Below are 24,460 nucleotides of genomic sequence, written 5' to 3' on the forward strand. Positions count from 1 at the left end.
TTATTTTTTAAAATATTTAAAACCCCAACAAATTGTTGGGGTTTTTTACTACTTACAAATAGGTATTTTTCCTGAATTTTCATTTTATCAAACTCAAAACTTATCTTTTATTAACATAATTTTATATATTAGCTCTAATTAACCCCTACTAAATATAAAAATTAACCAAATTTCACAAAATGAAAAAATCTATTTTATTTTTTTTAGGTGTATTCACCTTAGTTTTTAGTACGAAAGCCCAAGAAGGTTTTGAAGGATATCTGTTGGCAGATAACAATGATAGAGGCAAATTAATAGATGCCTACATTAACCCAGCTATGAAAGGTTTAATCTATGGTATGAACAATGGATGGTATCATACAGCGAAAGTTCATAAACCATTTGGTTTTGATTTAGCAATTGGATTAAACGCATCTTTAGTTCCAGAAGAAGACGAAATGTTTACATTATCTGGATTAACATCAATAAACACAGGCTCAATTACAGCAGCTACTGTAGCTGGTTCAGAAGATACTACACCACTCACAACAGTTAACTTTACTGAAAACGGACAAACATATACAACTACTTTTAACGCTCCTGGTGGTGTTAAAGAAAGCTTACCACTTAACGCGGTTCCAGCTCCAGCAGTTCAGTTAAGTTTAGGTTTACCTGCAAAATTTGAAGTAAACTTACGTTTAGTACCTAAAGTTGGATCTGACGATGTTAAAGGAAATTTATTTGGTATTGGACTTAAAAAAGAGATTACAAATTGGTTTGGACCATTAGGTAAAACACCTCTTCACGTATCTTTATTAGCTGGATATACTACAATGACTGTAGATTATGATATCGAAAGTAGTGGAGACGTTTCTGTACAAAACGGATTAGCTGAGTTTAAGCTTAATGCATATACATTTCAAGCAATTGCATCTTTAAATTTTCCTATTATAAACATTTATGGTGGAATTGGTTATGGATCTGGTAACTCTACACTTAAAATGACTGGAGATTATGACTTGAGCTATGGACCACTTACAAGAACAATATCAGATCCTATAGATTCTGAATTTAATGCAGGTGGCTTTAGAACAACTGCTGGTTTGAGATTAAGCTTAGGATTTCTTAAAATTTTCGGAAGCTATACTTTACAAGAATACAATACCGCAAACTTAGGCGTTGCTTTTAGTATTAGATAAGCAACACCATTAATATTTAACAAAAAAAGACATCTCGTTAAGATGTCTTTTTTTACTTTAAATTAACTAAGAACTTGTCTAAAATTCGTATTTTAGCAACAAATTTGTTAAACATAATTAAAAATAAAAATATGAAAATTACAGTTGTTGGTGCAGGTGCAGTAGGTGCAAGTTGTGCAGAATATATTGCTATTAAAAACTTTGCTTCAGAAGTTGTTTTATTAGACATTAAAGAAGGTTATGCAGAAGGAAAAGCGATGGACTTAATGCAAACTGCTTCTTTAAATGGTTTTGATACTAAAATTACAGGAAGCACTAACGATTATTCTAAAACTTCAAATTCTAATATTTGCGTTATTACTTCAGGAATTCCAAGAAAACCTGGTATGACTCGTGAAGAATTAATTGGAATAAACGCAGGAATTGTGAAAACAGTTTCTTCAAACTTAATTGAGCATTCTCCAAATACCATTATTATTGTGGTTTCTAACCCAATGGATACCATGACGTATTTAGTTCATAAAACTACTGGTTTACCTAAAAATAGAATTATTGGAATGGGTGGTGCTTTAGATTCTGCTCGTTTTAAATACAGGTTAGCAGAAGCTTTGGGTGCTCCAATTTCTGATGTAGATGGAATGGTTATTGGTGGTCATTCAGATAAAGGTATGGTTCCTTTAACAAGATTAGCTACAAGAAACTCTGTTCCTGTTTCTGAATTTATTTCTGAAGAAAGATTAAATCAAGTAATGCAAGACACTAAAGTTGGTGGCGCAACCTTAACTGGTTTATTAGGTACTTCTGCTTGGTATGCTCCTGGAGCAGCTGTAAGTGGAATGGCTCAGGCAATTGCATGTGATACTAAAAAAATATTTCCATGTTCTACATTGTTAAATGGTGAATTTGGTCTAAGTGATTTATGTATTGGTGTTCCTGTTGTTTTAGGAAAAGACGGAATTGAAAAAATTGTAGAAATTAGCTTATCTGATGCTGAAAAAGCTCATTTAACAGCATCTGCTGAAGGAGTTTCTAAAACTAACGGATTGTTAGAATTGTAAAAACTTTCTTTATAAATATTAAAAAATCCAGCTTTTTAGCTGGATTTTTTGTTTCTCGTAATTTCAAAATTTTATTAAGATAGTCCAGAAATAACGCCATTATTATCAATTGTCATATTCTCTGAAGCTGGAATTGATGGTAACCCAGGCATACGCATCATTTTTCCTAGAATAGGAATTAAAAATTGTGCACCCGCAGCTATTTCAATTTCACGAACGGTTACAGTAAAACCAGTTGGTCTTCCAATCAATCGTTCATCATCAGAAAAAGACTTTTGTGTTTTTGCCATACAAATTGCAAAATCATTAAAACCTAATCTGTCAATTCTTCTTAAATTTAAAAGTGCCTTATTATCGTAAGCTACTTTTTCTGCTCCGTAAATTTCTTTGGCTATTTTTTCAATTTTGTCTTTTACAGGAGACTTCCAATCATACAATGCTTTGTATTGTGTTGCTTTATTTTCCACCACATCAACAACTGCTTCTGCCAAATTCTTGGTTCCCTCACCTCCTTTTGCCCATCCTTCAGATAAAACAGCTTGCACTCCCAAACTCGCACATTTTTCTATTACAAAATCTACTTCACCTTTAGAATCTGAAACAAAAGAATTTATCGCCACAACAGGCTCTATATTGTATTTACGAATGTTCTCAATATGTTTTTCAAGATTTTTAAAACCTACTGAAACTTTTTCTAAATCTGGCGTGTTGTACTCTTCTTTTTTTGCTCCTCCATGATGACGCAAAGCTCTAATAGTAGCGACTAAAACCACACATTTAGGATTCAATTTTGCAAATTTAGATTTAATATTCAAGAATTTTTCTGCACCCAAATCTGCCCCAAAACCAGCTTCTGTAACTACATAATTCGATAAAGAGAGCCCCATTTTGGTGGCAATAATTGTATTAGTTCCTTGCGCAATATTTGCAAAAGGACCTCCATGAATAATTGCAGGATTTTCTTCTAAAGTTTGGACTAAATTTGGTTTTATAGCATCTTTCAACAAAATTGCCATCGCATTTTCTGCTTTTAAATCCTTGGCAAAAACAGGTTTATTATCATAGGTAAAACCAATAAAAATATCGCCCAAACGCTTTTTTAAATTTTCTAAATTAGAAGCCATACAAAGAATTGCCATCACTTCAGAAGCTGGTGTAATATTAAAACCATCTTGCCTTGGCACTCCATTTGCTGTTCCTCCCAAACCAATCGTAATGTCTCTTAAGGAACGATCATTCATATCAATAACACGTTTCCAAAGAACCGTTCTTGGATCAATATTTAGGTTATTTGTTTTACTCTGAATATTATTATCAATCAATGCAGACAGTAAGTTATTTGCTTTTTCTACTGCGTTAAAATCTCCTGTGAAATGCAAATTAATATCTTCCATAGGCACAACTTGCGAATATCCACCACCTGCAGCTCCGCCTTTTATTCCAAAAACGGGTCCCAAAGATGGTTCTCTCAACACCACAGTAGCTTGTTTGCCTATTTTATTTAATCCTTCTGTTAAACCAATAGAAACTGTTGTTTTTCCTTCTCCAGCAGGAGTTGGTGTTAATGCAGTTACTAAAACTAAATTGTTTTTTTCTACTTTTTTATCATCAATTAAAGACAATGGAAGTTTTGCTTTGTACTTTCCGTACATTTCTAAATCGTCTTCTTTTACGTTTAATTTTGATGCTATTTCCCTAATATGTTGTAGTGTTTTTCCTTGTGCAATTTGAATATCTGAAAGGTGTGACATATCTGTGTTTTATATAATTATATTGAGTTATTTTAAAGACTAAATATAGTCAATTAGAAACATAAAATTATAGAATTAACGTATAGAAAAAGTTAATTTGTTAAGAATATAAATTTCTAAAGTACAAACCAATCTTTTTATATATATTTGGCATATGAATGCAAAATGGTACATCAGTACTTTATTATTTATTGCGCTCTGTTTTGGAGCTTTTCAAGAACAAGTTCACGAACCTAATCAAGAAATTATACTTGAGTTTGTAGATACTTCTATTCACAAAAAAAATGTTGAAAACACCATAACTGAGGTAAAAGAAAAACTTTTAGAAATCGGTGTTTCCAATATTGTAATTCAAGAAACAAAAAAAGGAACTTTAAAAATTTGTTACTACAGTACTATTGATACTAAAAATATTAAAAGTGCGCTCACGAATGCAAATCAATTAGCGGTAAATCATCTTCCTGAAAACGATGGTAAACACATTTCCAATTACAATATTGCTGTACATAATTTAACTGAGAATATTGATGTTTCTAATTTAGGCGATAAGTTTGTTTTAGAAATTAAATACCAATCAGATAGGTTTACAATTGATAATTTTTCTGGCTTTTCAGAATCTATAGCAAACAAAGCGAACAAACTTTTTAAAATTGCTTATAAAGTCAGCAAAAATAATCCTTTTATTAAAGATTATACTTCTTATCAAGAGCCAGAAGTTAGAGCTGGACCTGGTATCTACTTCGTATAAAATATAATTTTATACATTTCCAAAAACTGATTTTATGTGATATTTTTCTAAAAAAATCACCAAAAACAAACCCATAAAATAATTGTCAGGTTTTACGAGAAGCTATATATTTGCTCGTTTTTTAAAAAATTTGACTAAAATAATACAAAATGCAAAATAAAGGACTTATTAAATTATTTGCTATCCTTTTCGGATTAGTAAGTTTATACCAATTATCATTTACATTTTTTGCTACTAAGGTAGAAAATGACGCAAAAGCTTACGCTGAAAATAATGTGGTTGACAATGATGCAAGACAAAAAGCTGCTTTAGAAACAAAGTACTTAGATAGTGTTGCCAATAAAGATGTTTTAGATTTAGGTGTAACAAAATACAGCTATAATGACGTTAGAGACAAAGAAATGAATCTTGGTCTTGACTTAAAAGGTGGTATCAACGCCATTTTACAAGTTTCTGTAAAAGAGGTTTTAAGAAGCTTATCTAACGATTCTAAAAACGAAGCTTTTAATAAAGCTTTAGAGAGTGCAGATGAAAGACAAAAAAGTAGTAATGCTACCTACTTAGATTTATTTTTTGAAGAATTTGAAAAAGTAGCTGAAGATACTAAATTAAGTGACCCTTCTATTTTTGGAACAAAGGCATTAAGTGATAAAATTTCTTTTAACGAAGATAATTTTTCAGTAAGAGAAACTTTACAAGAAGAAATAAATAGTTCTATTGGTACTGCTTTCGAAGTATTAAGAAGTAGAATTGATAAATTTGGAGTTACATCTCCAAACATCCAAAGAATTGGAAATTCTGGAAGAATTCAAATTGAATTACCAGGAGCTAAAGACATTGAGCGTGTTACTAAGTTAATTACAAGTAAAGCTGAATTACAATTTTGGGAAGTTTACACCAATGCAGAAGTACAAGGTTTTTTCTTTTCTGCAAATGCAAAAGTTGCTGAATTATTAAAAGATGATACTGTAACAGAACAAGTAAAAGACTCTACTAAAAAAGATGACATTGATGATCTTTTAGGTGAAACTCCAGATTCTACCAAGGTTCAGAAAAATTTATTTACATACTTATTTCCAGTAGTTGCACAGTCTCAACAACAAGTTAGCTCTTTAGTTGCTCAAGCTAAAGTTACAGATACTGCAAGAGTAAATAGCTTATTGAAGAAAAAAGAAATTAGAGATTTATTACCAAGCGAATTAAGATATGTAAAGTTCTTGTGGGATTATAAAACTAATAAAAGTGATGACGGAACAGAAATTATTGGTTTATATGCAATAAAATCTAACAGAAATGACAAAGCAAATATTGAAGGTGATGTAATTTTAGATGCTGCTCAAGTATTTGATCAATTAAACAAACCTGAGGTTTCTATGACTATGAACAGCTCTGGAACTAAACAGTGGTCTAAATTAACAGGAGATAATATTGGTAAGTTTGTCGCCATCGTTTTAGATGATTATGTATATACTGCACCAAAAATTAATCAAAAACTAGGAAGCATGTCTAGCATTTCAGGTGGAAGCATGACTATTGAAGAAGCTGAGGACATTGCAACCGTTTTAAAAGCAGGTAAATTACCAGCAGCTGCAAGAATTATTCAAATAGAAGTTGTTGGACCTTCTTTAGGTCAAGAAGCAATTGATGCCAGTTTCCTATCATTTGGTTTGGCTATTTTCTTAGTTTTAATTTGGATGATTTTATACTATGGAAAAGCTGGTTTATTTGCAGATGTTGCTTTATTAGTAAACATTTTATTCATCTTCGGTATTTTGGCATCGTTTAATGCTGTGTTAACTTTACCTGGTATTGCTGGTATTATATTAACCATTGGTATGTCAGTTGATGCGAACGTAATTATCTTCGAAAGAATTAAAGAAGGTTTATTTGGTAAAAAAGGTTTAAAACAATCTGTGGAAGAAGGTTTCTCTGTAAAAGGAGCACTTTCTGCAATTATAGATGCAAACATTACTACCTTATTAACAGGTATTATTTTATATGTTTTTGGGTCAGGACCAATTAAGGGTTTCGCCTTAACGTTAATGATTGGTATTGCTACCTCTTTATTTACTGCTGTATTTATTACTCGTTTACTAATTGATGGAGCTATAAATAAAGGAACAAACTTAACTTTTAACACCTCTTTTTCTAAAGGATGGTTCCAAAATATAAATGTTGAGTTTTTAAAGAAACGTAAAATTGCATACATCATTTCTGGAGCAATTATTTTAGCAGGAATCGCTTCTATTTTCTCTATTGGATTAAAACAAGGAGTAGATTTTAAAGGAGGTCGTTCTTATGTTGTTCGTTTTGACGAATCTATGAGTGCTACTGAAGTTGCAGGAACTTTAAAAGATGCTTTTGGAACTGCTCCAGAAGTTAAAACATATGGTTCAGACAATCAATTAAAAATAACAACTGTTTATAGAATTGAGGAAGAAGGTCAAGAAGTAGATGAAGAAGTACAAAACACTTTATTTACAGGTTTAAAACCTTATTTAGGAAACACTACTTACGAAAACTTTAAACCAGGTTTTGAAAAACAAGGTGCAGGAGTAATGAGTTACATGAAAGTAGAACCAACCATTGCAGATGATATTAAAACAGATGCTTTATATGCCGTTTTTGGATCATTATTAGTTGTTTTCTTATACATCTTATTACGATTCAGAAAAATATCTTACTCTATTGGAGCTGTAGTTGCTGTTTTTCACGATGTATTAATTGTATTGGGTGTATTCTCAATAACATACAGTTTTATGCCTTTTGACATGGAAATTGGACAATCTTTTATAGCCGCAATTTTAACAGTAGTAGGTTACTCCTTAAATGATACTGTGGTAATTTTTGATAGAATTAGAGAATTTGTTGGAGACTACAAAAACAGACCTTTAGGAGAAAATGTTGATAAAGCAGTTAGTTCTACATTAGGAAGAACCATAAACACATCTTTAACAACATTATTAGTAATGTTAGCTATTTTCTTATTTGGTGGAGATTCTATTAAAGGGTTTATGTTTGCATTAATAGTTGGAGTAATTGTTGGTACATACTCATCATTATTTGTAGCAACACCAATTATGTATGATGCTTCTATAAAAGAAAAAAAGAACAAATAAGTTCTAATAAAAATAAATAAAAACCGTTTTCTTTAGGCTAAACTTTTGTTTTAGTAACGTAAAGAAAACGGTTTTTCTATTTAATCAATAGCAGTTATATTTGCACTCTATGAGTATTATAAAACTTCACGATTTATATTTTAAACCTTTTATTTCTGAAAACGAAATTAAAAGTATCGTAAAATATCTTGCACAAAAGGTAAAAAGAGATCTTCCAAAAGATGAAGTCCCAATTTTTGTAGGAATTTTAAACGGGTGCTTTTTATTTGCTGCCGATTTTATTAGAGAGTTTGAAGGAAATTGCGAAGTTTCTTTTGTAAAGTTAGCCTCCTACCAAGGAACCTCATCTACCGAAAATGTAAAACAATTAGTAGGTATAAATGAAGATTTAACTGGTAGAACTGTAATTATTTTAGAAGACATTATAGATACAGGAACAACACTTCAAGAAATTTATAATATCTTTAGAAACAAGAATGTAAAACAACTAAAAGTAGCCACCTTATTTTTTAAACCAGACGTTTTTAGAAAAGAACTACCTATAAATTATATAGGAAAAAGCATTTCAGATAAATTTATAGTTGGTTACGGATTAGATTATAATGGTTTAGGCAGAAATTATTCAGAAATATATCAACTATCAACACCACCAAAAATGAAAAACATTGTATTATTTGGCCCTCCAGGAGCAGGAAAAGGAACACAAGCAGAATTTTTAAAAGAAATGTATAATTTGGTACACATTTCTACTGGAGACGTTTTTCGTTTCAATATTAAAAATGAAACAGAATTGGGCTTGTTGGCTAAAAAATATATGGATGAAGGAGATTTAGTTCCTGATGAAGTAACCATAAACATGTTAAAAGCAGAAGTAGAAAAAAACGCCAATGCAAAAGGTTTTATTTTTGACGGATTTCCAAGAACCCAATCTCAAGCTGAAGCTTTAGATGCTTTTTTAACAGAAAAAGGCGAGCAAATAAATGGAATGATTGCTTTAGAAGTACCAGAAGATTTATTAGTAGAACGTTTGTTGGAGAGAGGAAAAACTAGCGGAAGAACAGATGATACTGATGAAGGGAAAATAAGAAATCGTTTTAACGAATACAATACAAAAACAGCAGTTCTAAAAGATTATTTTGATGCTCAAAATAAATATTATGGAATAAATGGCGTAGGCTCAATCAAAGAAATTACACAACGTATCGCAAAAGTGTTTGATACATTATAAATTCAAAGTTCAAAACTTAATATTCAAGATTCAACTTTGAATATTAAGTTTTGAACTTTAAACATAAAAAAATGACTGAAGGGAATTTCGTTGACTACATAAAAATTTACGCATCGTCTGGAAAAGGTGGGCAGGGTTCTGTGCATTTGCATAGAGAAAAATTCATTACCAAAGGTGGCCCTGATGGTGGTGATGGTGGACGTGGAGGACATATTATTTTACGCGGAGACAAAAATATGTGGACGCTTTTTCACCTAAAATTTAAACGTCATTTTAGAGCTGAAAGTGGTGGTGCTGGAAGCGCAAGCAGAAGTACTGGACATGATGCAAAAGATATTTATATTGATGTTCCTTTAGGTACTATTGTTAGAGATGCAGACACTGATGAAATTCTTCATGAAATAACAGAACACCAAAAAGAAGTTATATTATTACCTGGTGGAAAAGGTGGTTTAGGAAATTGGAATTTTAAATCTTCTACCAACCAAACTCCAAGATACGCACAACCAGGTATTGATGGAAAAGAAGGTTGGTTTAGAATTGAATTAAAGCTATTAGCGGATGTTGGTTTGGTAGGTTTTCCAAACGCTGGTAAATCAACTTTATTATCTGTTTTAACAGCTGCAAAACCTAAAATTGCAGATTATGCTTTTACGACTTTAAAGCCCAACTTAGGTATTGTTGAACACAGAAATCATCAAACATTTGTTATTGCAGATATTCCTGGTATTATAGAAGGTGCTGCAGAAGGAAAAGGATTAGGACATCGTTTTTTACGTCATATCGAACGTAATTCTGCATTATTATTCTTAATTCCGGCTGATAGTGATGATATTAACAAAGAGTATGAAATACTTTTAAATGAACTTAAAAAACACAATCCTGAATTGCTAGATAAAGAAAGATTGTTAGCAATTTCTAAAACGGATATGTTAGATGAAGAGTTGATTGCCGAAATAAAAGAAGAACTACCAAAAGGTGTTGAAACAATATTTATTTCGTCTGTTGCAGAAATTGGTTTGCAAAAGCTAAAAGACAAATTGTGGCAAATGTTAAATTAGTTTTTTAACATTTAAAATATTAGTTAGTCTTAAAAAAATCTACTCTTTTAATTCAATTTTAATAGGAAGCTTGTATTTTGTTGTAACAGGAATACCTCTTTTTATTGCTGGAAAAATAGTTGGAATACTTTCAACAGAAATTCTTAAAACACTATCTAATTTTGGTAATTGAGTTTGAATATTTTTTGAAGATTCTATTTCTTGTAACGTAATTTTACCGTTAGCATCTATTAACAAATCCACATATATTATTTCGGAAATTGAATCTCTAATCGTAAATTTATGTTCTTGTAACTTTGCTCCTATTGTAGCATGAATGGTATTTCTAAAACAATTTTCTTGTGCTTTTTTTGCTATTAAAGAATCGCAATCTTTAAAAGACGGATATGTGTCTACGGAAGAAAAATTAACAATCGTATCAATTTCTTGAATCTGCTTATTTTTCTTAAATGAAAATTTATCACAAGAAATGCAGAAGCTTATTATAAGTATCTGAAAAAGAAAAAAACGAAAATTCATTCTCAAATTTAAAGCATTTTTTTAAACAATATTAATTTCATAACTATATATCATCAATTATATAAGCAAAAGAATATGTAACACTTACCAATTTACCATCTTGCATTCCTGGTTTCATTTTTGGTAATGCTTTTGTTACTTTTAAGGCTTCTGTTTTTAGTTTTGGGTTTGTAGTTCTTGCATCAACAGGACTTACTTTTCCGTTTTTATCAATAATAAAAACGATATAAATTAATTTTGAGCTAGAAGAACTCATACTTTTAATTACCCTTTTACTAAATTTTTCTGAAAAATGTTTTTTTACTTTTTCATTAAAACATTCATTTAATTCTAAAGAATTTGTTGCTGTACAACCAGGAAAAATAGGTGCTTTTTCAACAACCTCAAATGAAATTGCTTTATCGTCTTTTACTGTAATAATTTCAACATCTGGAGTTGGTACATTTTCTGTTTTATCTGAAACTGGTTTTGCTGAAGGGTTTAAAGCTGTTTCAACATCATTTTTTAATGCTTGAATCTCTAAATATTCTACTGAATTTACATCAGGCTTTAAAGAGTTAAACGTTTTGATAGCTTCTAAAGCTTCTTTGTATTGTTTATTTTTGAAATTGCTTTTTGCCTCTGTATATGCTTTTCTTAGAGCAAATTCTCGTTCTTTATTTTTTTCTTCTTGTTGTTTTTGAAACCACTTAGGATTTTCCTGTGCATCTAAATTATTAGTGTACATTAACAACATTGTATTATAAATTTTTGATTTTTTACTTTTATGAATTTTAAAAAACGCTTTAAAGTAATCTTCTGCTTTTTTATGCTCACCTAATTCAAAATAATATTTAGCTCCAAAAACGGCTATGTCTTCTTTAACAATGCCTCCATAATATTCTCTTGTTTTTTCTAAATAATTGGTGGTTTTTTCTAAATCTTTGTCTTCGTAACTTTTTTGCGCTCTTTTAAAATAAACACTTGCAATTGCTTTTTTGTCTTGAGAAAAAACTTGTGTAGTTAAAAAAATACAGATAAAAAAAGAAAGTAAAAATTTCATAAAATAAATTTAGTAATAAAAACAGCTCTTACAGCTTCCTATTTAAAGCGTGAAATTACTAAATTTTAATCATTTATCTATCTAACTTTTCACCTCTCATAAAATAATCTTCTTTTATTAACGCAATTCTCTTTTTTATGAAGTTGGTCATGTCTTGGTCTTTATCCTCAAAAGTTTCTATATATTTTTTATAGTATTTATAAGCTATTTGCTTGTCTTTATAATAATCGTCAGAAATTGTTGCTAATTGATATAACGCTTTATAGTTTTTGTAATTTTCTTTATAAGCTTTTTCGAAGTTAACAAGGGCTTGTTTGGGTTTATTGGTTTCATAATACATGGTTGCCAAACCATAATATTCTTCGTCTCTTTTTTCTTTACCTCTAGTAGTTGCTACTTGATAACTAAACCAAGCAGTTCTATAATCTTTTTCTTTTAAAGCAATATGCCCTAAATGAGTAAATGCTTTAAAATTTTCAGGATCTACTCTTGTGAGTTTTTTAAAATATTTTTTTGATTGCTCTAAACTATCTAGGTTATAATAAGTTCTACCTAACATAGAAATGCTATAGGTATCTTTTTTATCTATCGTATCTAAATTTAGTAGTAATGGTATGCTTTCTAAATATTTTTCTTCACGATATAATTGATTTATTTTCAATTTATTTAAATTGATATGATTTTTATTTAGCAACAATCCTTTTTCAACAAATAATTGTGTAGAGTCTACATCTTTTAACTTGTGAAAACTTGAGGCTAAATAAGCGATTGCTTTTAGGTGGGTTGTATCTTTTTTAAATGTATCAATAAAACTATTTATCATTCTGTCTCTATCATTTTTTTGCGCGTAAGCTAACGCTAATTGATAAGAATAATTGGCATTTGAAACATCTTGTTCTATTAATTTTTTAAATAACGGAATTGCCTTTTTATGATTACCCTTTGCTAAGTACAACTTGCCTAATTGATATTTAAGCACCAAGTTTAGAGGATCTTTTGCAACAACTTCTTCATAAATTTTTATGGCTTTATGAGTTTGCTGAAGTCTTTGATATGCTCTTGCTAATTTAATTTTTGCTTTTTCATCGTCTTGAAATTGCAATGCTTTTTCTAAAAAGTAAGCCGTTTGTTGGTAATTATCTATCGATTCATAAATAATGGCTGTTTTGTAATTCGTTAAAAAAGAAGGTAATTGTATTTGTTTTAGCTTTTTTAAAGCTAATTTGTATCTTCCTTTTTCAAACAAACTATCTACAACAGAAAAAGTTGAAGATTGCGCTTCAACTTTTAAAATTGTGAATAATAAGAGTATTAAAACTTTCTTTTTCATTATTCGTTTTTGGTGTTATCTTCTACAAAAAGTGTAAACGGAATTGAGTATTTTACGTTCACTTTTTTGCCATCTTGTTCTCCAGGAATCATTCTTGGTAACGCATTCATAACTCTTATCACTTCGTCTTTAATTTTTGGATGTGGAGCCCTTGCAACAACGTCTGTAACATTTCCATTATAATCGACTTTAAAACCTATAAAAACTTTTTTTCTTCCGGGAGATAAACCTAATTTTTTAGGCATTTCTGCATCAAAATTTCTGACAAAATGTTTTTGAACCATTTTGTGGAAACAATCTTTATCTCCAGAATCACAACTAGGAAAAGTTGGTGCTTTATCTATGGTCATAAATGAAACTTCTTTTCTTTCTTCTTTTGTAACAATTCCTAAATCTTCAAAAGCTTTTGAGTTTGATTTTTGTTCTTCAAATAATTTCTTTTTCATATAATCACTCAATTTTTCGACATAGAATTTTTCTTTTTTTAATTTTTTAATTGAATCTTTTAACAATTTATTCTCTAAAATTATATTTTGCAATTCTATTTCTTTAATTTTTTGATTTTGAATTAGTAACTTTTCTGATGCCGAAATTTCCTTGCTTTCTTGTTTATTAGCACAAGAAGTGTAAAATAACATGATTCCTAAAACTGGAATCAGTAACAAATATTTAAGCTGATTCATTTTTTTTGATTTGTTTTTCGTCATCATAATAATTCTTTTTTTAATGAATGTCTGTTTATAAAATTGGTTGATAAAAGCAATGTTTTCAACTTGAAAAAAGTTTGATAATAATTGATTGATATAGTTTTCTTTAGGGGCAGATTTTGCAGCAACTTCATCAGAAATATATTCGTGTATTAAAGTAATTCTCTTCTGGTAAATAAAAATCATAGGATTAAACCACATTACAATTTTTAAAAACTCAAACAACAATAAATCTAAAGAGTGTTTTTGTTTGCTATGTACCAATTCGTGGGCAATGATTTGTTCTTTTTGAGATTTTGGAATATTATTTCCTAAAAAAATATAGTTGAAAAAAGAAAATGCTTTGGTTTGATTCGGAATTAAAACCAACGTATATCCATCCTTTTTATCTAACTTACAAGACCTAATTAAAAGAATTATTTTGACAAGTTTTGTTATAAATAATAGTGCAAAAAACACTACACCTAAACTAAATAACACATCAATATAATTTATGGATGGATACCAAGAAGTTTCTTGAATTACTTTTTCTGGAGATAAAACAATTTCTGGTAAATAAACTACATATTCTTGTGAAACTACTTTTTGAAACGTGGGTATTTTTACCAATGGCAACAAAAAAGATACAATTGGTGTGCTTAACAAATACCACCTGTTTTTTATAAAAAAGGTTTCTTTACTTAAAAAGAAATCATAAACAGCCAAAAATAAAATTTGAAATAATATGACTTGAATTATATAATTTATCATAACTATTCTTTTTTGTTTTTATTCACTTCCTTTAAAATGGACTCCAATTCTTTTACATCCATTTTGTTTTCCTTTACAAAAAAGGATACCATACTTTTAAAAGAGCCATCAAAATAGCCATTCATTAATTTGTGTAAACTTTGATTACTATAAGTTTCTTTATCTATTTTTGGATAATACACAAAACCTCTACCCACAGCTTTATGGGTTACAAATTCTTTGTTTTCTAAAATTCTTATAATGGTAGATACTGTATTGTACGCAGGTTTTGGTTTGGGTAACATTTCAATAACATCTTTTACTGATGCTTCTTTCAAATCCCATAAAACTTGCATTATTTGCTCCTCTGCTTTTGTTAATTGTTTACTCATAATTTTATTTTTTACTTAACCAATAAAGTACGTTTCTTATAAATTGAATATTATTTGGTGCATCACTTGAATGAAAACCAAACCTAAATGTTCCTGAATTATTTGTTATGGTTTGTGCTGTAAACATAGCAGCTTCTCCAAAAACCGCAACTTTTCCTTTGCCAAAATTTAAAATTGCCCCTTGATAACTATTTTCTAAATCTGAATTTGGAGTACTATCAGAAAATTGCCATGCTATTTCTGGTACTAAACAATAATCGTCTTTTTTAAACTGTAAAATTCCTTTTGCTTTCTCTGGAATGGTAAAAGCTGAACCCGTAAATGTTGTTATAGCGTTTATTTTATTTCCAAAAGTTCCATCTGTGATATCCGTATCTAATAATCGTTTATTAGAAGTTGAAAAAATATCAGGCAAATTCCTACTCTCTTTGTTTAAATATGCAAAACCGTCACAAAAATTGAATCCAAAAGTATTTGCCAAACTATTGCTAGCACCTGCAAAAGGCATATGATCTGCAATTAATAATAACTTCCCTCCTTTTTCTACCCAATTTTTTAAGTATAAAATTTCCTTTTCTGTAAATGCTGAATGAATAGGTCTTCTCCAGTTACGAACGTTATTTGAATGAATGGGATTTGCAATCACTAAAATATCGTTTGTATTTAGTTTTTTTAAATTGATAATGCTATCTACTTTGTAACCATCTGAAGTCAACAACTCTGAAAAAGGTTTGAATCTTCCTGATTTTTGATGAAAATTTTGATGACTCTGATCTATATATACTATTGGTCCTGTATTTTTTTTGAACCTTGGTTTTTCTATTTCTGGTATCACTACATCATCTGCTCTTTGTTGTGCAAAACCTACATTGAGTATAAATAATGCTGCAAATATGAGCGTTTGAAAAACTATTTTTTTCATAAAAAAGGTTTTTGACGAAACAAATATAACTAAAAAATTAGTTTAAACTAATTTTTTAGTTATAAAGTATTGTAACAAAGGTTTTGTATTTTCGTTTTAGTTATAAACTAACTATGGATATTTTATTACTTTTTATTGGATTTTTATTGGTTATTCTTGGAATAATTGGCTCGTTTTTACCCATTTTACCAGGACCTTTAACAGGTTGGTTTGGTTTATTGGTTTTACATTTTACCACTGTTATTCCTATGAATTGGACTTTTTTAGGAATAACTTTAGGTATCGCAATTTTTATTTGGATATTAGATTATATTATACCAGCTATGGGCACTAAACGTTTTGGAGGAAGTAAATTTGGTGTTTACGGAACCACTATAGGTTTGATAATTGGATTGTTTTCACCCATTCCATTTGGAATTTTAATTGGTGCTTTTCTAGGTGCTTTTATTGGAGAAATTTTATATAACAGTAAAGATACCAACAGAGCATTTAAAGCTTCTGTTGGTTCTTTTATTGGCTTATTAGCTTCTGCTACTATAAAATTTGCAGTTGCTTGTGGGTTTGTAATTTTATTTTTAATGAAGTTTTGGCACTATAAAAATGCCTTTTTTTAAAATGAACTTACGCCTCATTTTCAATTCTGTTTCGTTTCATTTCAAATGCTTCAATAGCATCTTTTATAATGTCGAAAGATTTACTGGCATTGGTCATTACTTTTTCTAGTTCTGCATCTAATGTTTCAGATTTAATATCAAAAAGTGCCACTTCTACTTGCCCAACTTTTTCTATTAAACTTTGCTGTGAGTTTTTAATGTCTTCCATTTTTACCAAAACAGCATTCATTGTGTCAATTCTTTTTCTTGTTTTATCGTCCATAATATTTTTATTTCCTTTAAATATCGTAAAAATTTATGACTTATTAAAATAAACAGCCTATAAATAAAGCTGTTAAAGACATCATTATATTAAAACATGCCTATAAATGGCAAACAAATTTAGCCCTGATTGTAGTGGCATCCTTTTTTTGTTTTTCACAAAAAAAGATATAACGAAAAGCAGGAAATAGCTTCAAAAAATTGATGAAGTTTTGTTTGCTAGAAAGCAAAAAAAAAGCGTCCCATTTAAGGGAAGCTTTCCATTGGTTAACAAAACCACGACACTTTTACTAAAGTGCCAAACAACACAACTAATGCTACTTCAACAAAAAGTAGCGTGCAAATATACGATGTTTTACAGTTTCTGCAACTTTTAATAGTTATTTTATTGAATTCTGCAACCTATAAATTATGGAAACATTGTATCTTTGCAGTCTTAAAAATTCATCACTAAATTATTAGCAATGCAATTATCAGAACAAGAAGTTGTACGTAGACAAAAGTTAACCAAATTAAGAAATTTAGGTATTAATCCTTATCCAGCAGATTTATTTCCAATAAACTCTAATTCTAAAGAAATTAAAGAAAACTTTTCTGAAGGAAAAGAAGTTATTATTGCTGGACGTTTAATGGTGATAAACATACAGGGTAAAGCTTCTTTTGGTCAGTTACAAGATGGTGAAGGTAGAATACAATTGTATTTTAATAGAGATGAAATTTGCGAAGGTGAAGACAAAACATTATACAATGATGTTTTTAAGAAATTGCTAGATTTAGGAGATTTTGTGGGTATTAAAGGAACTTTATTTACTACAAAAGTGGGTGAAAAAACAGTAATGGTAAAAGAATTTACCTTACTATCTAAATCATTAAAGCCTTTGCCAATACCAAAAGTAAAAGATGGTAAAACGTATGATGCATTTACAGATCCTGAAATGCGTTACAGACAACGTTATGCAGATTTAGTAGTGAACCCACGTGTAAAAGAGGTATTTATTAAAAGAACAAAATTGTTTAATGCTATGCGTTCTTTTTTTAATAATGCTGGTTATTTTGAGGTAGAAACTCCTGTTTTACAACCAATTCCTGGTGGTGCAGCTGCAAGACCTTTTATTACGCATCACAATTCTTTAGACATTCCTTTATATATGAGAATTGCAAATGAATTGTACTTAAAAAGATTAATTGTTGGTGGTTTTGATGGTGTGTATGAATTCTCGAAAAACTTTAGAAATGAAGGAATGGACAGAACGCACAATCCTGAATTTACAGCCATGGAAATTTACGTTTCTTACAAAGATTACAATTGGATGATGGATTTCTGCGAGCAATTGTTAGAACATTGTGCTGTTGCTGTTAACGGAACTTCTGAAGCTACTTTTGGCGAACATAAAATTAATTTTAAAGCGCCTTATAAAAGAATTACCATGCGTGATTCTATTTTAGAATTTACTGGTTTTGACATCTACAATAAAACTGAGGCAGAAATTAGAGAAGCTGCTAAAAGCATGAATATTGATGTTGATGAAACTATGGGGAAAGGAAAATTAATTGATGAAATTTTTGGTGAAAAATGTGAAGGAAATTACATTCAACCAACTTTTATTACAGATTATCCTAAAGAAATGAGTCCTTTATGTAAAGAACATAGAGAAAACCCAGAATTGACTGAACGTTTTGAATTAATGGTTTGTGGTAAAGAAATTGCCAATGCATACTCTGAATTAAATGACCCTATTGACCAACGTGAGCGTTTTGAGCATCAATTAAAATTGGCTAAAAAAGGTGATGATGAAGCGACTGAGTTTATTGATGAAGATTTTTTACGTGCTTTAGAATATGGTATGCCTCCAACATCTGGAATGGGAATTGGTATGGACAGGTTAATTATGTTTTTAACCAACAATCAATCTATACAAGAAGTATTGTTTTTCCCTCAAATGCGACCAGAGAAAAAAGCACCTGCAGTAGAATTGAATGATGATGAAATTGCAGTACTTGCCATACTTTCAAAATCAGAAAACATTGAATTAAATGCTCTTAAAACACAATCTGGTTTGTCTAACAAAAAGTGGGACAAAACCATTAAAGGTTTAACAAAAAAAGACGTTGCCAAAGTTTCGAAAACAGACGAAGGTTTGTTTGTGGAAGCTTTATAAAAGTTTTTTAAAACATAAATATATAAAGGAATTACAGAAATGTAGTTCCTTTTTTTTTGTTACTTCCAATAAAATTGAAGAACTTTCTACTTTCAATCTAAATTCACGATATGAAAGTATCTCAACTATTTTCTTTTTTACTTTTTATGACGCTTATTTCCTCTTGCAAACAAAGACCTACAACTTTTGCTAATTTTGATGCATACCCAACTACAGAAAAAAATCTTTGGTTATCGCATTCCAAAGAAGCAACTACATTTAAAATCTGGTCTCCTACTGCAACTGCTGTAAAACTTAATTTTTACAAAACAGGAAATGCTTCTGATGTTTTTGAAACACACAATCTTCAAGATGACGAAAATGGAGTTTGGTCAAAAACCATCAAAGGAGATTTACATGGAACTTATTATACATATCAAGTTTATATAAATGATACATGGCTGGCAGAAACTCCAGGAATTTACGCAAAAGCAGTTGGTGTAAATGGTAAAAAAGCCATGGTTTTAGATTTTGAAACTACACATCCTACAAACTGGAAAAACGATACGTATGTTACTTTAAAATCGCCAAATGACGCCATTATTTACGAATTACATATTAGAGATATTACCATTCAAAAAGATGCAAATTCTTCTTTTCCTGGAAAGTATTTAGGTTTGGTTGAAAAGGGTACAAAAAGCAACTTAAATATATCAACTGCAATCGATCATATAAAACAATTAGGCATTACACACGTGCATTTATTACCTACTTTCGATAATTATTCAATTGATGAAACCAATTTAAAGAAGCCACAATTCAATTGGGGGTATGATCCACAGAACTACAATGTTCCTGAAGGCTCTTTTGCAACAAACCCTTTTGATGCAGAAGTTCGAATTAAAGAATTCAAAACAATGGTAAAAGCATTTCATAACGCCAATATTGGCGTTATTTTAGACGTGGTTTACAATCATACAGGAAGAACAGAAAACTCAAACTTTAATTTAGAAAATCCGAATTATTATTACAGATTCAACAAAGATGGTTCTTATTCTGATGCTGCTGCTTGTGGCAACGAAACAGCTTCTGAAAGAAAAATGGCACGTACATTTATTTTAGAATCTGTAAAATATTGGGCAGAGGAATATCATTTAGATGGATTCCGATTCGATTTAATGGGCATTCATGACATTGAAACCATGAATTTAATTGCTGCTGAAGTCAAAAAAATAAATAAAAACGCCTTAATTTATGGAGAAGGTTGGACAGCAAACAATTCGCCACTTCCAGAAGAAAAACGAGCTTTGAAAAAACACACACAACAAATGCCACAAATTGCTGCTTTTTCTGATGACCTTAGAGATGGCATTAAAGGTTCTGTTTTTGATGATAACAGTACAGGTTTTGTAAGTGGTGCAGAAAATACAGAAGAATCTATAAAATTTGGAATTGTTGGCGCTATACATCATCCTCAAATTGACTACAAAGCTGTAAATTATTCCGATAAACCTTGGGCTAACCAACCTTGGCAAGCCATTAATTATGTTTCGTGTCATGACAATCACACACTTTATGATAAATTAAAAATATCTCAACCAAATGCTTCAGAAGAAGAAATAAAAGCAATGCACAAATTGGCAACTGCTATTGTTTTAACTTCACAAGGAACACCATTTTTACATGCTGGCTCAGAAATGATGCGCACCAAAAACGGAGAACACAATTCGTATAAATCTCCAGACGCTATCAATCAAATAAATTGGAATTTAAAAGTGCAACATGCAGATGTTGTAAAATATTACCAAAATTTAATTCGTTTGCGAAAAGAACATCCTGCTTTTAGAATGCCAACTGCAAATGAAGTGCAAGAAAATTTAGAGTTTCAAAAAGTTGAAAATGGACTCGTTTCTTATCAAATAAAAAACAACGCAAATAACGATTCTTGGAAAACTATTTTAATCATTTTTAATGCAAAAAATAAACCATTTAATTACAAATTAAATACATCTTGGCGAATTGCTGTTTTAGGAGATTCTTTTGATTTTGAAGGCAAGAAAACTGTTTCTGGAAGTTTTAATGTTCCTAAAACTTCTATGGTAGTTTTGTTTAAATAAAAACAGGTGTTTTCCCTGTTGAAATTGTATTAAAAAAATTATAACTTCGCTAACGTCGATTATAAGTCATTAAAACGACGTCGTAATCGTCCAGAGTTGTAAAAAATTGCCAAAAAATATGAAAAAAGGAATATTAATAATTTTGTTTAGCATAATTTCAATAAACTTTTCTCAAAGTCAAGATAAAATTAAGTTTAAACCAGGAATAAAATTAATTGAAAACAATTTTAAAACTGAATATATAAATCCTGAATCAATTTTATTTGTTTTTAATGTTGTTGGTTGTGAAGCCAATTACTATGTGGATTTAGCTAAAAACTTAAAAAAGAGATTTAAAAAATCTAATACAAAAGTTAAATTTAATTATGAGATTAATACAACTTTAGAAATAGAACAAATCCCGAAAAAAAAATACTCGAAAAATGATTTTGAATTAATCTGTTTCGTTTCAACCTCAAATATGAATAGTTGGGATAATCATTTAATTGAAAAAAGAAAACAAAATTATAATTTGAATTTAATCTTTGAGAAAATCAGTACAAAAGAAAACATTGGAAAAATAACATTAAATATAAATAGTTATTATACTATAATTACTCAAAATAAAAATTCAAGTAAACTACTTTGTGAATTAATAACTTAATAAACTTGTTACAACACCTTATATAATTTATTGCTGGCTTTTAGCTTACTTACGAAAGTCCTCGCGGACTTTCTTGGTTCGTAATTATTTACTAAATTAGGTGCTTGCAACATGCAACAAACAATATACAACAACGTTAGCGCAAATTATAAGCCTGTTCTTTTCTGAAATAGGTAGAATAAAAATTAAACATTATGAAAAGTTCAATTCTTCATATAATTAATCTTTTTATAATATTATTTATTGTAAGCTGCAAAAAAGAGAGCACAAAAACAGCTAAGCTAATTCTACAAAAAAAAGATTCTGTTCAACAAATAGAAACTATAATTACCGGTAAATCAGATGACCCAAAAGCATTTAAATATTTAAATTTCTTTTATTTAGATGTACCTAAAAAAAACTTAAAATCAGAAAATTTTAAAGTACTCAATCATCCCGATTCTATTTTTTTAAAAACCGAAAACTTATTAGAATCACAATATATTGAAATACTTGCATTTGGTACAAAAAAAGTATATGAACTTCCTATTTTTATTAGTCCTGGAGACAGTATAAATATTATCATAAAAAACGGAAATATATCTGTAGACGGAACGAATAAAAATCATTATAAGTTCTACAAAAAGATGTATCTAAATGAGTATCCAATATTTAGAAATGACTTATTGCAATACAAAAATAAATGTTGGAAAGTTTTCCAAAAAAGAGATAGCTTATTTGAAGACTTTATATTAAAAAACCCTGAAGTTAGCAAAGATTTTATTGAAAAAACCCGTACTAGAATTTTATTTGAATATTATTCGAGAATTCTTCATTTAACAATTGACAAATCTGGACGAGCAAAAGAACTTGATGCAAGTCATTTTGAACAAGTATCTAAAAGATATGGAATAGAAACTTCTTTAAAATTTTCAGAATCATATTTCGGAAATCTTTCTTTTCAGTTTTTGAATGATCCAAAGGTATTAAAGGCTAAAAACTATTTGGGTATTCTTAGAAGTTATGTGCACTTAAGTCAAAATTTAACTGACTCTTATTCACCCTCCCAATTTTTAATAGAAAAAAAAATATATTTAAATGAATTTAGCAATAAAGCACAAGAAGGAGGACTTGCCAATACTATTCTTAAATACATAGAGGTAAGCCCTTTTAGAAATAGCAGTAACATTAAAGAAGCAATTAAAGAATTTAAAGTTCTATTCCCTAATTCAAATTATTTAATAAAAATAGATGAGGCAGCAAAAAATATTGACTTGTTAAATAAGTTGCCTCCTAAGGAAGTTCTGGATGAAAAATTAATTACTTTAAGAGGAGATACAATAACATTTAGCGATATACTTGCAAAAACTGGTAAGAAAAATAGAGTTATAGATTTCTGGGCAAGTTGGTGTGGACCTTGCATATATGATATTAAAAATGGAGGAAAAAATAAAGCATTGTTTGCCAAGGACCACTTTCTAGATTGGGTATATATATCAATAGACACAGATTCAAAAAAATGGAAACAAAAAGCTTTAGAATTAAAAGAATTTGGAACTTTAAATAATCAATATCTTTTGCTAAATCCTATAAAATCACAACTAAAAAGGAAATTTGAACTTAATTCTATTCCAAGGTATATTATTTTTGATAAAAATGGATATTTAGTAAATGATAAAGCTCCAAAACCTACAGAGTATAATAGTTTTACAGGAGCTTTAAATGATATTAACAACAATTAAAAGTGTTACAAATTCGTTTATAATTAATGAGTCGTTTTTAACAACTTACGAAAATCTTCGCGGATTTTCTATTTGGTTTGTATTTGCTAAATTAGATGCTTAAACCACAAAACAAACCATATACAAACACGTTAGCGAAAATTAAAAATTTTTTTTTAAAAGCTACTGTTAAGCTTCATCTTTTGTAGTTCTTACCAAGCTTATTCCGTAAGCAAAAAAGATAAAACCTAAAATACCAAATACAATCATAGATGATATTGCACCACCTTGTAAAACCATATACCCTGTATAAATTAATCCTATAATTCCTAAAGTGGTTAAAACTGCTCCAAATGTTCTTTTTAAATTCATTTTCTTCTTTTTTTAGTTGAAAAGTAAAACTATAAAAAAGAAAAGAGATTTCTAAACCCTAACATCGTATGAACAACAAATAATAGGATATGAGTCTAAATTTAAGCCTTTTGAAAAACTAACCTTTGTATTTCATTCCTAAATGCACAACTTTTTTAGTCTCGAAAAAGTCCTCATCAAAATAATCTGGTAAATTATAAATGGTAGCAGAAGTATATAATTTTAATTCTTCGGTTAAATCACCACCTTTTAAATATAAAATTCCATTTTTTAAGTCGTGGTTTTGTTTTTTAGCAATTTTACCTTTATTCCAACGTACAAAAGTTTCCATTTGAGCCACTGCTCTACTCACAATAAAATCGTAAGTATCTTTCACTTCTTCTACTCTACCATGAGTAGTTTTTACATTTGTTAACCCCAAACCTTCAGCAACTTCATTTACAACTTTAATTTTTTTTCCAATAGAATCTACCAAATGAAACTGTGTTTCTGGAAACAAAATTGCTAAGGGAATTCCTGGAAAACCTCCTCCAGTTCCAACATCCATTACTTTAGAACCCGGTTTAAACTGTATTATTTTTGCAATTCCTAAAGAATGTAATACGTGGCGTAAGTATAGTTCATCAATATCTTTTCTTGAAACTACGTTTATTTTCAAATTCCAATCTTGGTATAATTCTTGGAGTTTTGTAAACTGTTCGATTTGTGTTTCTGATAAATTTTTAAAATATTTGTGAATAATATCCATCTGTAAAGAGTTTGAGTTGCAAAAATAGTTATACTTAACAAACAATTAGCAACAAAAACTGACGTTTATCATAAAAAGCAAAC

At 29.5% G+C, this 24,460-nt stretch carries 21 protein-coding genes; 11 read left to right on the top strand and 10 right to left on the bottom strand.

What is annotated here, in order from left to right:
- Positions 1 to 179: 179 nt before the first annotated feature.
- Together FDT66_RS01555 and mdh are read left to right on the top strand one after the other, a co-directional pair.
- Entirely contained in the window at positions 180 to 1,178 is a 999-nt protein-coding gene (locus tag FDT66_RS01555; RefSeq protein WP_138534388.1) for a DUF6588 family protein, read from the top strand.
- 131 nt (positions 1,179 to 1,309) lie between these two features.
- Positions 1,310 to 2,236 (top strand): malate dehydrogenase, encoded by a 927-nt coding sequence (gene mdh, locus FDT66_RS01560; protein ID WP_138534389.1) that lies wholly within the window; start codon positions 1,310 to 1,312, stop codon positions 2,234 to 2,236.
- 74 nt (positions 2,237 to 2,310) lie between these two features.
- Here the strand turns inward: mdh and FDT66_RS01565 are convergent, their stop codons facing one another.
- Complete coding sequence (locus tag FDT66_RS01565) at positions 2,311 to 3,987, bottom strand: formate--tetrahydrofolate ligase (protein ID WP_138534390.1); 1,677 nt, start codon at positions 3,985 to 3,987, stop codon at positions 2,311 to 2,313.
- A gap of 154 nt (positions 3,988 to 4,141) precedes the next feature.
- On the opposite strand from FDT66_RS01565, the gene FDT66_RS01570 reads away from it, so the two are divergent.
- From FDT66_RS01570 to obgE, 4 genes are all read left to right on the top strand, one after another.
- Positions 4,142 to 4,735, top strand: coding sequence for a hypothetical protein (locus FDT66_RS01570; protein WP_138534391.1), 594 nt, complete (start codon positions 4,142 to 4,144; stop codon positions 4,733 to 4,735).
- 149 nt (positions 4,736 to 4,884) lie between these two features.
- Positions 4,885 to 7,854 carry a protein translocase subunit SecDF gene (gene secDF / locus FDT66_RS01575; protein ID WP_138534392.1) on the top strand — a complete coding sequence of 990 codons (2,970 nt, stop codon included), beginning with the start codon at positions 4,885 to 4,887 and terminating at the stop codon, positions 7,852 to 7,854.
- Positions 7,855 to 7,963: 109 nt separating this feature from the next.
- A complete protein-coding gene (locus tag FDT66_RS01580) occupies positions 7,964 to 9,082 on the top strand; it encodes an adenylate kinase (RefSeq protein ID WP_138534393.1) in 1,119 nt (372 codons plus the stop codon).
- 71 nt (positions 9,083 to 9,153) lie between these two features.
- Positions 9,154 to 10,143, top strand: a complete 990-nt coding sequence (obgE, locus tag FDT66_RS01585; RefSeq protein WP_138534394.1) for a GTPase ObgE — start codon at positions 9,154 to 9,156, stop codon at positions 10,141 to 10,143.
- A gap of 39 nt (positions 10,144 to 10,182) precedes the next feature.
- On the opposite strand, the gene FDT66_RS01590 is transcribed toward obgE, so the two are convergent.
- From FDT66_RS01590 to FDT66_RS01615, 6 genes are all read right to left on the bottom strand, one after another.
- Positions 10,183 to 10,662 (bottom strand): hypothetical protein, encoded by a 480-nt coding sequence (locus FDT66_RS01590; protein WP_138534395.1) that lies wholly within the window; start codon positions 10,660 to 10,662, stop codon positions 10,183 to 10,185.
- 43 nt (positions 10,663 to 10,705) lie between these two features.
- Complete coding sequence (locus FDT66_RS01595; protein ID WP_138534396.1) at positions 10,706 to 11,704, bottom strand: hypothetical protein; 999 nt, start codon at positions 11,702 to 11,704, stop codon at positions 10,706 to 10,708.
- A 73-nt stretch (positions 11,705 to 11,777) separates the two neighbouring features.
- Entirely contained in the window at positions 11,778 to 13,034 is a 1,257-nt protein-coding gene (locus tag FDT66_RS01600) for a tetratricopeptide repeat protein (RefSeq protein WP_138534397.1), read from the bottom strand.
- On the bottom strand, positions 13,034 to 14,491 hold the full coding sequence (locus tag FDT66_RS01605) for a M56 family metallopeptidase (RefSeq protein WP_138534398.1): 1,458 nt from the start codon (positions 14,489 to 14,491) through the stop codon (positions 13,034 to 13,036). The genes FDT66_RS01600 and FDT66_RS01605 overlap by 1 nt, the downstream gene beginning before the upstream one ends.
- A 2-nt stretch (positions 14,492 to 14,493) precedes the next feature.
- Positions 14,494 to 14,862 carry a BlaI/MecI/CopY family transcriptional regulator gene (locus tag FDT66_RS01610; RefSeq protein ID WP_138534399.1) on the bottom strand — a complete coding sequence of 123 codons (369 nt, stop codon included), beginning with the start codon at positions 14,860 to 14,862 and terminating at the stop codon, positions 14,494 to 14,496.
- Between the two features lie 4 nt (positions 14,863 to 14,866).
- Entirely contained in the window at positions 14,867 to 15,784 is a 918-nt protein-coding gene (locus tag FDT66_RS01615; protein ID WP_138534400.1) for a hypothetical protein, read from the bottom strand.
- 113 nt (positions 15,785 to 15,897) lie between these two features.
- On the opposite strand from FDT66_RS01615, the gene FDT66_RS01620 reads away from it, so the two are divergent.
- The gene (locus tag FDT66_RS01620; RefSeq protein ID WP_138534401.1) at positions 15,898 to 16,398 is read left to right on the top strand and encodes a DUF456 domain-containing protein; all 501 of its coding nucleotides are present in this window, start codon (positions 15,898 to 15,900) and stop codon (positions 16,396 to 16,398) included.
- 7 nt (positions 16,399 to 16,405) lie between these two features.
- Here FDT66_RS01620 and FDT66_RS01625 read toward each other — a convergent pair whose 3' ends face one another.
- Positions 16,406 to 16,660, bottom strand: coding sequence for a hypothetical protein (locus FDT66_RS01625; RefSeq protein WP_138534402.1), 255 nt, complete (start codon positions 16,658 to 16,660; stop codon positions 16,406 to 16,408).
- 463 nt (positions 16,661 to 17,123) lie between these two features.
- Between FDT66_RS01625 and lysS the strand changes: the two genes are divergently transcribed.
- The 4 genes from lysS to FDT66_RS01645 all read left to right on the top strand — a co-directional run bounded on the left by lysS (position 17,124) and on the right by FDT66_RS01645 (position 23,278).
- Positions 17,124 to 18,818, top strand: coding sequence for a lysine--tRNA ligase (gene lysS / locus FDT66_RS01630; RefSeq protein ID WP_138534403.1), 1,695 nt, complete (start codon positions 17,124 to 17,126; stop codon positions 18,816 to 18,818).
- 110 nt (positions 18,819 to 18,928) lie between these two features.
- A complete protein-coding gene (gene pulA, locus FDT66_RS01635) occupies positions 18,929 to 20,914 on the top strand; it encodes a type I pullulanase (protein WP_138534404.1) in 1,986 nt (661 codons plus the stop codon).
- Between the two features lie 118 nt (positions 20,915 to 21,032).
- On the top strand, positions 21,033 to 21,557 hold the full coding sequence (locus FDT66_RS01640; RefSeq protein ID WP_138534405.1) for a hypothetical protein: 525 nt from the start codon (positions 21,033 to 21,035) through the stop codon (positions 21,555 to 21,557).
- A 194-nt stretch (positions 21,558 to 21,751) separates the two neighbouring features.
- Positions 21,752 to 23,278 (top strand): TlpA family protein disulfide reductase, encoded by a 1,527-nt coding sequence (locus FDT66_RS01645; protein WP_138534406.1) that lies wholly within the window; start codon positions 21,752 to 21,754, stop codon positions 23,276 to 23,278.
- A 168-nt stretch (positions 23,279 to 23,446) separates the two neighbouring features.
- On the opposite strand, the gene FDT66_RS01650 is transcribed toward FDT66_RS01645, so the two are convergent.
- Together FDT66_RS01650 and rsmG are read right to left on the bottom strand one after the other, a co-directional pair.
- Entirely contained in the window at positions 23,447 to 23,629 is a 183-nt protein-coding gene (locus FDT66_RS01650) for a hypothetical protein (RefSeq protein WP_138534407.1), read from the bottom strand.
- A gap of 118 nt (positions 23,630 to 23,747) precedes the next feature.
- The gene (gene rsmG, locus FDT66_RS01655; RefSeq protein ID WP_138534408.1) at positions 23,748 to 24,377 is read right to left on the bottom strand and encodes a 16S rRNA (guanine(527)-N(7))-methyltransferase RsmG; all 630 of its coding nucleotides are present in this window, start codon (positions 24,375 to 24,377) and stop codon (positions 23,748 to 23,750) included.
- Positions 24,378 to 24,460 lie beyond the last annotated feature (83 nt).

The sequence above is a fragment of the Polaribacter aestuariivivens genome, from assembly GCF_005885675.1.
Lineage (GTDB): Bacteria > Bacteroidota > Bacteroidia > Flavobacteriales > Flavobacteriaceae > Polaribacter > Polaribacter aestuariivivens.